The organism is Bartonella sp. AA168HLJHH, assembly GCF_042197365.1.
In the GTDB taxonomy this organism is placed as follows: Bacteria; Pseudomonadota; Alphaproteobacteria; order Rhizobiales; family Rhizobiaceae; genus Bartonella.
In genome coordinates, this window is the sequence record NZ_JBHIRS010000023.1 from 1 (window position 1) to 12,886 (window position 12,886).

Consider the following 12,886-nt stretch of genomic DNA (forward strand, 5'->3'; position numbering starts at 1 on the left):
AACCACTCGACAACAGAGGAAAGTCCTTGTTTAAACTTTTGCCAATGGGAAGAGAGATCAAAAGCAGCAGCAATGATATTTTTCCATTTGGTGATGGTGGTGGTATCAGCACCAAAATAAACCAAGACGTGTGCGCCAGTCATGGTAAAGCGCAACACACGTAGAGCAATGTTAAAAGCCATCAGGGCGGCAATGGTTTTGATAATGGCGCTTGTTAAAACGGGATGGTCCTTGCCCCATGCCATTTTACAAAACGCGCATTTAATGGTAAAAAATAACCATAAAAACAATAAATTATCACGTATTTCTAACTAATCTCACCTCTCCCCACTTAGTACAAAACCTAATGTCAAACTACATCCAACGGAGTTTTGTATAGTATGTAGCCTTTCGGAAATTGTGGCTTATCAGCGGATTCTGTATATTTTTATATTTCATTTGTTCAAAGAAGACACTGAGCACTCAAAGAACCCTCAACGCTCTATTAAAGCCTTCTCTCATTTTTGCTGTCAAAAACTCATTCGATACATAATGTAGGTAAGAACAATCAATTATCACATATCCACTCTAATTTCACCTTTTCCACTCAATATAAAGTATAAAGTAAATTACACACAAAAATATTTATTATTTATTAACTTTAAAACTATAAAATCTCTTATTTTTTTGAAAATGTACAATATTAAAAACAATACTATTATTATTTATATTATATTTTTTAATTTATTTTATATAACTGTATTTCTTTAATTATACATCAATAAATATTAAAATAAATGAATATTGATATAAAATAATATGTACCATTAATAAAAAACTTATTTTTAAAATATAATTAGATAAAAATACATTATGAAATAAATTTAATATTACATAATTAAACATAAATACAACTTTAATTTTGACAAAAAAAGCAAAATAAAATATCAAAGTGCTGTGTTATTAAAATAAAAGCAATATCTATTTTCACTTCTGCTTATGAAGTTAGCGGGAAAATGAATGTTGGGGGGCTTTAAAAGGAGTAGGCTGATGCCTAAAAAAATTCTTCTATCCTGTACAGCAATTGTGGCAGTTGTACTTTTTGGTATCAATCTTAATGCACAAGCTAAAAATCTTGAAATTTCAGAAAGTAAAAAAGAAGTTTCCAACGAAACCTATGAAATTATTCACGCAAAAAAAAGTGGTCAAATTATCGGCAAGCATTTGACGATAATCGGAAACAAAAAAACAAACACCAACATAAGCACAAATGCGCACGCTATAACAGCTGAAGGTTCTAATACTGCGATTGAATTACTGGATGGTACAACCATTAAAGGAACTGGTTCTAGCATTTTCTTCGGTCTTGAAGCAAAAGATGGTGCTACACTGAAAATGACTGGGGGAACTATTACAGTTTCCAACACTGGAGCTAAGTTCTTGAACAGTAAGAATGCTGAAAACAAGCTAAAAGATATAATAATATCAAGTGGCAAAGGCAAAGCTCCACTAACTTTTGCAATATTTGCAGACAAAAATAGTGAAGTCACTTTAGAAAATCTAAAGGTGACTAAGGCAATGAATAGCGTTACTGCAAATAATAAATCTGAAATCACGATATTGGGAGGATCATTTGATGCCACAAAGGCAGCAATATCTGCTTACAATGGCAGTCGCGTAACTCTAACTAACAATGTTCAAACTACATCATCTCATGGCACTGGACTCCATGCAACAGATTCAGAAACCACAATCGAAATGACGGGAGGAAGCGTAATCACAGAAAAAATGGCGTTGGTTGCAGAAAACGGTGGACGTATCAAGGTCACGGATGTTGCGTTAAATGCGACGAATGATAAAATCGGAACAGTTGTTGCCGGCGGTCCGAACAGCGTGATTGAATTGCATGGGAATACAACAATTAAGAATGCTGTAATCGGTCTTCATGCACAAAACAGTGGAATGATTAAAATGATCGGAGGGACCATTACAGCTTCTGCAACCGGTGCTGGTTTCTATAATAGTAAGAGCAATGGAAACAAGCTAGAAAATGTAAAAATATCGGGCAGTAACAATAAAGAGCCTAAAATCACAGGAATAGGTGCAGACAAGGAAAGCAACGTCACTTTAGAAAATGTAACAGTTACGCGGGCAAAAAGTGGCATAGTTGCAAATAATCATTCTAAAGTAACGGTTTCTGGAGGATCATTTGAGGGAAAAAACGTAGGGGTATACGCTGGAAACGGCAGCAACATTACTTTAACCAGCAATAAAAAAGGTGACGTTCAAGTTACATCAACATCATCGAATAGCAAAGGACTCTACACAAATGGTTTACATTCTACCATCACAATGACGGGAGGAACAGTAACCGGAGAATTAGCGTTGGTCGCAGAAAACGGTGGACATATTAAGGTCACGGATGTTGCTCTAACAACAAATGAACATGGGGGCCAGGTCACTGATGTTCCTATAATAGGCGCAGGAGTCAATAGCGCTAATAGTATGATTGAATTATATGGCAATACAACGATTAAGAATGCTGGTGTTGGGCTTGTGGCAAGTAACGGTGGCGTAATTAAAATGATTGGGGGGACTATTACAACTTCTAAAACTGGTGTTGGCTTCGTGAATAGTAAGAGCACCGAAAGTAAACTAGAAAATGTAATAATATCAACCGGTAAAGATAGAAATTCAGGCAAAGGAATTCTTCTAGAGAAAGAAAGTGGTCTCACTTTAAAAAATGTAAAAGTGACTCAAACAGGCAACAGCGTAATTGCAAATAATCGTTCTAACATAACAATCTCTGGAGGATCATTTGATTCAAGCTATGCAACAATATGTGCTCAAAACGGTAGCAGTATCACCTTAACGGACAATGCTCAAATTACGTCACATGATGAAGCAGGCCTCTATGCACAAGACTCAAAATCCACAATTACAATGACAACAGGAAACGTGACAGGAAAATATACAGCCTTAGAAGCAGACATAGGTGGCCATATTACGGTTACAAATGTTGCTTTAAAAGCAACTAATAATGGCAGTGGTGTAGCTGCTGGTGCAGCAGCCTCTGGCTCTAACAGTGTGATTGAATTGCTTGGAAATACAACGATCAGTGACGTTAAAATCGGAATTGATGCGCAAAACGATAGCACAATCAAAATGATCGGAGGAACCATTACTGCTTCCGAAGCAGGCGTTCACTTATTAAAAAACAAGAGCAATAACAAACTGAAAGATGTAACGATATTAAATCGTAAGGATAATGCACTACTAATCAATGCAATAATCGCAAGAAGAAGTGCCATTACTTTAGAAAATGTAACCGTTCCGCAAGCAATCAATAGCATAATTTCAGATAATGGTTCTCAAATAACAGTTTCTGGAGGATCATTTAACGCAAAAGGTGCAGCAGTATCTGCCATAAACGGCAGCACTATTACTTTAACTGACAATGCTCAAATTACATCATCTGATGACAGTGGGCTCTATGCAAAAGACTCAAAATCCACCATCACCATAACGGAAGGAACAGTACAAGGTAAAACTACTGCATTATTTGCCGGAAACGGTGGACATATTAAAGCCACGAATGTTACTCTAATAACAGCAGATAGTAATGGATTCGGTGCGGAAAGCCAAGATGTTGGCAGTTTAGTTGAATTATATGGCCATACAACGATTAAAAATGCTGAGATCGGACTTTATTCAGAAAATGGCAGCACAATCAAAATGAGTGGAGGGACAATAATTGCCGAAAATAGTGCATTTGTTGTAAATAACAATGGACATATTGATGTAACAAATGTTTCTGCCACAGCAGAAGATAGAGGTATAGCATTTGAAAAATCTAAGAACAATAAAACATCAGAAATCAATTTAACCAATGCAAAACTTCATATTAAAAACGGTACTGGAATTAATGCAAATGAATCAATTGGTAAAGCCAATCTCAAAAATTCAGAAATCCGTGCCAATGTTTTATTAGTAACCGAAGCTTCAACGAAAAAAAATGATTTCACTTTTACATTAAACGCCGATCACTCCATCTTAGACGGCAAAGTGAGCTCTGAAAAAAAATTCAAAACAGTCTTTGATTTGCAAAACAATACGAAATGGATATTGAAAACAAGCACAAATAAAAAAAGCCAGAACAAAAAACTGCTTGATATTGCTCAAAGAGCACGTTCTGATATTTCTGTCCTTAACATCAATAACAGCTCTATTGTTTTTGAAGAGCCAACTGAAGATCATTATCACACGTTGCACATAGGATCTGGCAGACCAAATACTAAAAAAGTCTACAATGCTACAGGAAAAGCAGAAATTCATTTCAACGTCGAATGGAGTGATAATGCTGCCATAAACAAACAAAAAGCTGACCATCTTCTGATTCACGGTGATGTTTCAGGGACTACACTGGTTTATATCACTGGACATTTAGAAAAGAACAATATTAAAGCAGATGCTTCTGCTCTTACCAGTGCACGTGGTCTTTCACTCATTCAAGTTTCTGGGAAAGTAAATCAAAACTCTTTCAAACTTGCACAGGACTATATCACAATAAGTGGTTCACCTTATAAATATATACTGAAAGCTTATGGACCAAAATCAAACCACAGTAAAACAAATGCTGAACAAAACCTTTTAGGAGAAAATAAAAATTTCTGGGATTTTCGCTTACAACCAGTACTGCTTGATAGCGACTCAAAAGTAAAAACCATCGTGCCATAAATACAAGCTATTTTATCATGCCATGTGCTCTCTTGTATGCTGGATTGACCGATATGGATAAGCAAAGTGCAACTGTTAGCCAATATGCGACATCTGTCTTAAGGAAAGAATAAGACAAACGGAATGGCTTTTTCTTATACGCCTATGGAGAAACAGGAAGCTTATTTTCTGATAAGTAGTGCTCCTAGTAAATATGGTTATAGCAGTGCTCATCTTCACTATGCTGTTCTACAAGGAGCTATTAACCTTGTCGCGCAGAAGGGAAAAATATCTACAACACATTTGGGTCTTGTCCGAACCTACGGGCAACTCTCTTTCACCCCCAAAGATATGCAAGACAGCAAGTAAGAGCATATTGAATAAATAGTCATTTCAACTCACCGCCGCCTATGGCAGTAAACAGCGTGACAATGGTTTCTACCTTGATACGCTTTTATCCTATGGGATAATAAAGGGAGATATCACCAATGCTCTTATTGGTAAAACTGCAAAATTGAAAAACGCCAAAATGTTGAGTATCTCCACCACTGTTGGCAAACAATTTGCAACGGGTATTCAAGCCGTAACATTCGAACCGCAGGCACAGCTTGCCTATCAACATTTGATGTTTGATACCATTAAAGATGCTGATAATCTGACCATTGAGATGCAAAATCCTTCTCAATGGATAATCCCGTGTTGGTGGACGTTTGACAAAAACCATTGCCACTGAAAACAGCCGTCCTATGTCTTTCTATGGAAAAGTAAACTTAATCAAAACCTTTGGTGATGATCAGACATTCCATATTGATAAGTATTATAAATGTGACCCCTCGGGAAGTTCCGTTGAAGGTGGGCTTGGTATTGGTGCATAATTGTCCGCTAACCTCTCCCTTCATGGTGATGTCAGCTATCAACAAAAGCTTCAAAAAACTGGTATAAGTGGTGCAAGCTTTTCAGGAGGAATACTCTATCAGTTTTAAATCAAAACTGTAAAAATAGCCTATTCAATTTAACAAAAAGGCAGTATATTGCTGCCTTTTTGGTTTATTATAAGCTGTTTTTAAGCGCTTTTTTAAATAGAGAACAGCGAAATATTTGAAGACATTCATTGACCATTGGATGTTTTTTACAAAAAATTCTTTTTATAAAGAATAAAATTGTAAAAAAGAGAACAACCAAAAACAAAATGATATTGTAAAATAATGAGAAGCTTTTCTAGAAAATACAACATTACTATCTTTTGTTATTTCTCACGAATTTAATGCTTAAAATCCAAAAATAAAACTTTTGAACATAAAATGATAAGTAAAAAATAATGCAATAATATCAAACAAAGGGATGTATGTTATAAGTCACTCATATATTTCAAAATGGAAGTTCTAATAGGATTTAAAATATTACAGCTCAAACACTGCCCAGAAAATTCATACTGAAAAAATCCTATTATCCCCTTCCCTCTTAACAATGCCGCCAAACATCTCCAGAAACTTCAAAACAAATAAAATTGCATTTTCTCTTCTGTAAAATTGATCATGCTCTTTGCTCTCTATGGACAATAGGCTCTATACTTGCTTCAAAAAACTCCTTTGTATAATCGTGTTGCGCATGTAGATTACGCAATTCATCATTGCTAAGCTCTTCAAGAATAATCCCTTTATGCATAATTCCAACACGTTCACAAATATGTGCAACAACAGCAAGATCATGGGACACCATCAAATAAGTAAGCTTTTTTCTCGCTCGCAACGATTTCAACAAGTTTAAAATTTCAGCCTGTACCGACACATCCAATGCAGATGTTGGCTCATCAAGCAACAACACCTCTGGCTCAATAATTAAAGCACGTGCAAGAGCAATACGCTGACGCTGCCCTCCAGACAACTCATGAGGATAACGATAAAGAAATGAAGAATCTAAACCAACGGAATCTAAAGCATCCTCCACCCGCTCTCTTTGCTTATCCATTCCATGGATTTTGAGCGATTCAGAAAGAACCGTATGGACCATTTTTCTTGGATGGAGCGAAGCATAAGGATCTTGAAAAACCATTTGAATACAGCGTAAAAAATCCTTACTTCTTTTCTTTTCAACTTCTTGTCCAGCAAAAAGAAACTTTCCACTATAATCTGGAATAAGCCCCACCAATGTATTCAAAATAGTTGACTTTCCACATCCGGATTCACCAATCAAACCATAAGCTTCACCACGCTTAATATGAAAATTAACATTTTTAACAACTGTTACTGCCCTATGCCTATGACCAAAAGTTACAGATAAATTAGAAACATCAATAATATTCTCACAATTTGTCATGAGGAACCTCCTCAACGCCATTAACAATCGTAGGATTATACAACCAATCAGGATCACGCTCAGGAACAGCCAAAATATCAACTGGATTATCAAGCCGTGGCAAACTCGCGAGCAACGCCTTTGTATAAGGATGACAAGCGTGAGACAAATCAGAAGCAGGCAACTCTTCTAAGACACGGCCCGCATACATCACCAAAATACGATCACAAAAATCAGCAATCATATTTAAATCATGACTAATGAAAATAAGTCCCGTTCCAGATTTTGTCACAAGTTCATCTAATACAGATAAAACTTGTCGTCTGACCGTAATATCAAGTGCAGATGTTGGCTCATCAGCAATAATTAAATCAGGTTTTGGAATGAGCATCATTGCAATCATCACGCGCTGCCCCATCCCCCCAGATATTTCATGAGGAAAGAGACGCATCACATGTTCAGGATCACGAATATGAACAGATTCTAACATAGATATGGTGCGCTCCCGCGCTTCAGCTTTTGAAACACGGTAATGAATACGGTAAGCCTCCATAATCTGTTCCCCGATCCGTATTAATGGATTAAGTGAATATTTGGGATCCTGTAAAATCATTGAAATACGTTTCCCACGGATTTTTCGCATCTGAGGTTCACTTGCGGCCAATAAATCAACATCCTCAAAGCGCATTTTTTTAGCTTTAACAATGGCTGCTTTTGGACTCAACCTTAGTATTGCGCGCCCAGTCATCGATTTTCCAGATCCGGATTCACCAACAATTCCAATTTTTTCTTTTCCAACAGAAAAACTAACACCACGCACAACTTCTGAAATGCCGCGCGTTGTAGGAAAAGAAATACGTAAATCTTCTACTTCTAATAATTTATTACCCATTGCGTGGATCCAATACATCACGAAGACCATCACCTAAAAGGTTGAAAGCAAGACTTGCAAATAATATTGCACAGCCTGGTATTGCCGCCAACCACCAATTTGTCATCATAAATTCCCGCCCTGAAGAAAGCATCGCACCCCATTCAGGACTTGGAAGTTGAGCTCCCAACCCTAAAAAACCAAGACCAGCAGCCGTTAAAATAATTCCAGACATATCCAAAGTTAATCGTACAATCACTGAAGGAATACACATGGGCGCAACATGAAACAAAATAATTCGCCAAGCAGAGGCCCCTTGCAGGCGAACTACAGAAACATAATCAGAAGAACGTATTGTCAAAGTCTCAGCACGTGCTAAACGTGCAATTGGTGGCCATGCTGCAATTGAAATTGCAATAGAAGCATTTTCAATCCCTGGTCCCAATGCGGCTGAAAATGCAAGAGCTAAAATCAAACCTGGAAAAGCAAGAAAAATATCGACAATGCGCATGAGCACAGTATCAACCCATCCGCCCATATAACCAGATACAGTTCCAACAATAAGTCCTATTGGACCTACAATAACTGTTGTAAGAAAAACAACATAAAGAGTAATACGGGAACCAAAAACAAGGCGACTAAAAATATCACGTCCCAATTCATCTGTTCCAAAATAATGCGCCATAGAGGGTGGCTGCAACCGATGCCCCAGATCATTGCTAAGAAAATCATGCGTAGCAATCCAAGGAGCAAAAAATGCACATATGATAATAATACAAATAATAAGCAGACCGAATACAGCCGAAAAGTTATGAAAAAACTTAGCCAGTGCGTGATAAATTCTTTGTATGTTCGCTTGAATTATGGAGTTTGGAACAGGATCATTTAACCAACTACCCAAAAAAGATGATGATTGCGATTTATGATGATTACTTACTGTCATATTCAACGTGTCCTTGGATCAAAAATGCGATAAAGTAAATCAGAAAATAAATTAATGGCGACAAAGATAAATCCTACAAGTAAAGTACATCCTACAACTGCATTCATATCTCCGGCTAAAAGAGCATTTGTCAAGTAATGTCCAAAACCAGGCCAAGCAAAAACTGTCTCCGTTAAAACAGCCCCTTCTAATAAAAAAGCATAAGAAAGTGCAACAACGGTAATAATTTGAACAGCAGCATTTCGAAAGGCATGCCCCCAAACGGTTCGCGCCCACGATAATCCCTTTACACGTGCAGTAATGATATATTCCTGATTAAGCTGCTCAATCATAAACCCACGAGTCATACGGCTAATATAAGCCATAGCACCGAAAGCCAAGATCAAAGCAGGCATAATAACGTGACTAAAAACATTACCAAAAGCCTCCCATTGTCCTTGGCTTGCAGTATCCCAAAGGAAAAATCCTGTTTTTGGTTCAAAAGAATATTCATAAAGAAAATCAAGTCGTCCTGGGCCACCAACCCAGCCAAGCTTGGCGTAAAATATTAACAACGCCATTAATCCGAGCCAAAATGTTGGAGTAGAATAACTTAAAAGTGTAAAAACACGGACAACATAATCAATAAATGAATCGCGATACATTGCTGCAAAAACACCAAATGGAATTCCAAGACTTGTGCCAATAACAATAGCAACGGTTGCAAGCTCTAATGTTGCAGGAAATACACGCATAATATCGGCTAGAACAGGTCGCCCAGAAGTTAAAGCATCTCCAAAGTCAAACAAAAATACATTATGAAGATACTTCCAATATTGGACAATCAACGGCTTATCAAGACCCAGCTTATAATACATTGCATCATAAGCTTCCTGACTGATATTATCACCAAGAATAGACAGAACCGGATCTAGAGGAAGAAGATGACCAAGAAAAAAAGTGATCGTCACCAACCCAAGCAATGTGATAAAAACTGAAATAAGAAGTTTCAATCCTTTGCATAAAAAATCCCATAAAAATAATTTTTTCTGCTTTTCTGATACAGCTCTTTCAGTCTCTGAAAGTGGCAAAACCATTATAAAAATCCCCTCTGTAGCGACAAAACATAAAGCAAATACCTTTTTATATAACAAAACAATCTCTTATTAAGCATGTTCTACAATCCTTTTCTATAACATGCTTCTTTTTATTTTTCTGCTTCATTGTAATAAAGTCTATAACTGTTCCAAATCCATTTTTTGACATCAGGTCCCATACCAACGGTATAATATGTCTGAAATAAATAAACCATAGGACCATGCTCTAGCACATAATGCTGTAAAGTACGATATCGCACAATGCGCTTATTGGGATCTTGCTCAAACAAAGCATCCATCACCATGTTATTAATATTTTCATCATAATACCCAGCGCGCCAAGCTAAATACATATTGTGCTTTTTTGTAAATGTTGGATCAGGGTTAAACACGTGATTTAATGAAGCAGGATGTCCATCAGGATCGGCACTCCCCCACCCCATAAGTGCAGTATCATAATTTCCACCACGTACACGGCTCAACAATTGATTTTGTGCCATTTTTTCAATTGTAAGCTCAACACCAATTTTGCGTGCATTGGCTTGAATAGACTGTGCAACAGACGACATATAACTAAGGCTTCCAACTAAAAGATTAGCTTTAAACCCATTAGGATAACCAGCTTCAGTAATCAGTTGTTTTGCTTTTTTCAAATCCAACTGAAAAGGCAAACCTTCTTTTTCATCTAAAGCACCTGGAACACCTAAAGACATATAAGTTGCCCGTGGAATAGCAATCCCTTTCAAAACAGTTTTTCCAAGACCTTCATAATCAACCAAATAACGAAGTGCCAATCTGACCTTTTCATTCGCAAAAATTGCATTCTTATTATTTAACGATAGGTAAATAATCTGCGGACGCAAAACACGACTAATTTTGACTGGGCCTCCTTTTTTTTCAAGATCTAAAATATCCTCTGAAGAAAGATCACGCACTATATCCACATCACCTTTTTCCAAAAGAAGTCTTTGACTTGATGAATCCGCTACATGCTGCACAACAATCTGCTTAATTTTAGGCACATCGCCCCAATAATGTTGTGTCGCCTCTAACACAACTTTATCTCCTGGAGACCAGCTCACCAATTTATAAGGTCCAACACAAGCTGTATGTGTTGCTAAATATTTATTCCCCATATCACCGTTAATACTCTGTGCTTCAATTGTTTTCCGATCAAGCAAAGCAGAAGCATAAGATTGTCCAATAACAGTCAATATGAGCTGAATAGGATAGGGTTTATCTAATTTTAATTGTAAAGTCTTATCGTCAAGAGCCTGAATATTTGTTTCAATATTGTTTTTGGTAAACCCATAATCCATTAAAGATTGAGCATAGCTTAATCCTAATTTAATAATCCGTCGCATCGACCATACCAGATCTTGCGCTGTAGCCATCCTTCCATCATTAAACTTTAAATCATCACGAAGATGAAAGACTATTCTTTTACCATTATCTAAAACGTCCCAAGATTTTGCCATAGCAGGGCGAATTTTTGTAGGATCATGCTCATCATATTTCACTAACGCGCTGCAAATATTCGTCAATAACTCACTCGTCACAACCTCAACAGTTTGCGCTGGATCAAAACTACTAATTGAATCAATATTCCATGCCATTACCAATATATCTTTAGATGAGGCACTGAATGCCGATGTTACAGCCCCATTAAAAAAAACGATTGAGCTTAATAAAATAGAAATTTTTTTCAATATTCTTTGTTTTCCCATTTTATCTCTTCCTTTTGTATTCTTCTACCTTTTCACACAAAGTGATTGTGATTTTGCTTAAATAGCATAGCATTAGACATCAATTTCATTTAATCAAACTAAGCATCTATAAAATAATTTTCTTATACATCAGTCTATATTCGGGATGCAGAGAATCTATAACCATAAACAAAGATCCTCCCCAATATAACTTTCTATATTCATCGCTCCCTATAAACGATCTTAATTATATACTGGTACTACACAAACATCCCTCACAGTTTCATCCTTAAAAAACTGAAGAGCTTTATATGGGAGAATACTTTCATCATGCAATTATGATTAAGCTCTTTTTAGCTTTGATAACACTAAAAAGACACACTTATTTTTCAATTTTACTATAAAAAATACGCGGCGCACTATTCCAAACCCACTTTTTGATATCAGGCGTCATCGCGACAACGCTATATTGTTGAAAGATAAACGCATAAGGTCCTTTTTGCATCAATTCACGTTGTAAATCAGCATAGAGTTGTGCCCGTTTTTGCGGATCTTTTTGAAATAATGCCTCTTCAACTTTTTGATTCATATTGGCATCAAAATACCCATGCTGCCAACTAGGATAGGCTGTATTTCTAGCCTCAAAACGATTATCTGGATTGAAAATAAGACGTGAAGCCATTGTATGAGGATCCACAGAATCATTATTCCATCCGATAAAAGTCGTATCAAAAGCCCGTGCATTAACTTTTGAAAACAACTGTGTACCTGCTACACGTTCAATTTTAAGACGCACCCCCGCCTGTGCAGCACTATCCTGGAGTGACTGAGCAAGTAACAAAGTATAAGGAGTGTTTGACACGAGAAAATTTGCCTCAAATCCGTTCGGATAACCAGCCTCTGCTAAAAGCTGTTTTGCTTTTTGAATATCAAGTTTAAAGGGTTGCCCCTCTTTTTCATCCAAAGCCCCAACATTGCCAAGAGGAATAAAACTTGCCCGTGGGATACCAATCCCTTTGAGAAGCTTCTTGCCAAGACCTTCATAATCTATGAGATAACGCATCGCCAAGCGCACTTTTTCCTTAGCAAAAATAGGATTCGTCGTATTGAATCCCCAGTACATCATAGTTGGCACTAACACTCTTTCAACTTTAACATCTGTTGTTTTTTGCAGATCTGCAAGATCTTCAGGTGTCAAATTACGAGCAACATCAATATCATGTTTTTGCAACAACAAACGTTGTGTTCCGGGCTCTGCAACATGGCGAATTAAAATCTGCTTCAGTTTAGGCGCTTGTCC

6 protein-coding genes and 3 pseudogenes are annotated in these 12,886 nt (G+C 36.9%); 2 read left to right on the plus strand and 7 right to left on the minus strand.

Going from position 1 to position 12,886, the window contains the following annotated elements:
• Nucleotides 1–245, minus strand: a pseudogene (locus ACFINM_RS08525) (hypothetical protein); the annotation flags it as partial.
• Between the two features lie 1,522 nt (nucleotides 246–1,767).
• On the opposite strand from ACFINM_RS08525, the pseudogene ACFINM_RS09970 reads away from it, so the two are divergent.
• Together ACFINM_RS09970 and ACFINM_RS09975 are read left to right on the plus strand one after the other, a co-directional pair.
• A pseudogene (locus ACFINM_RS09970) lies at nucleotides 1,768–2,193 on the plus strand (autotransporter outer membrane beta-barrel domain-containing protein); the annotation flags it as partial.
• Nucleotides 2,194–3,756: 1,563 nt separating this feature from the next.
• Nucleotides 3,757–5,678: pseudogene (locus ACFINM_RS09975) on the plus strand (autotransporter outer membrane beta-barrel domain-containing protein); the annotation flags it as partial.
• A 550-nt stretch (nucleotides 5,679–6,228) separates the two neighbouring features.
• Here ACFINM_RS09975 and ACFINM_RS08550 read toward each other — a convergent pair.
• The 6 genes from ACFINM_RS08550 to ACFINM_RS08575 all read right to left on the minus strand — a co-directional run.
• Nucleotides 6,229–7,011 carry an ABC transporter ATP-binding protein gene (locus tag ACFINM_RS08550; protein ID WP_375630491.1) on the minus strand — a complete coding sequence of 261 codons (783 nt, stop codon included), beginning with the start codon at nucleotides 7,009–7,011 and terminating at the stop codon, nucleotides 6,229–6,231.
• Nucleotides 6,998–7,882, minus strand: coding sequence for an ABC transporter ATP-binding protein (locus ACFINM_RS08555; protein WP_273790733.1), 885 nt, complete (start codon nucleotides 7,880–7,882; stop codon nucleotides 6,998–7,000). Before ACFINM_RS08555 ends, ACFINM_RS08550 begins: the two co-directional genes overlap by 14 nt.
• The gene (locus ACFINM_RS08560) at nucleotides 7,875–8,804 is read right to left on the minus strand and encodes an ABC transporter permease (RefSeq protein WP_375621724.1); all 930 of its coding nucleotides are present in this window, start codon (nucleotides 8,802–8,804) and stop codon (nucleotides 7,875–7,877) included. The genes ACFINM_RS08555 and ACFINM_RS08560 overlap by 8 nt, the downstream gene beginning before the upstream one ends.
• Nucleotides 8,805–8,806: 2 nt before the next feature.
• A complete protein-coding gene (locus ACFINM_RS08565; protein WP_375641087.1) occupies nucleotides 8,807–9,880 on the minus strand; it encodes an ABC transporter permease in 1,074 nt (357 codons plus the stop codon).
• A gap of 110 nt (nucleotides 9,881–9,990) precedes the next feature.
• Nucleotides 9,991–11,607 (minus strand): ABC transporter substrate-binding protein, encoded by a 1,617-nt coding sequence (locus ACFINM_RS08570; RefSeq protein ID WP_375621722.1) that lies wholly within the window; start codon nucleotides 11,605–11,607, stop codon nucleotides 9,991–9,993.
• Nucleotides 11,608–11,968: 361 nt separating this feature from the next.
• Nucleotides 11,969–12,886, minus strand: a 918-nt coding sequence (locus ACFINM_RS08575; RefSeq protein WP_375641088.1) for an ABC transporter substrate-binding protein, incomplete at its 5' end; no start/stop codon positions are given.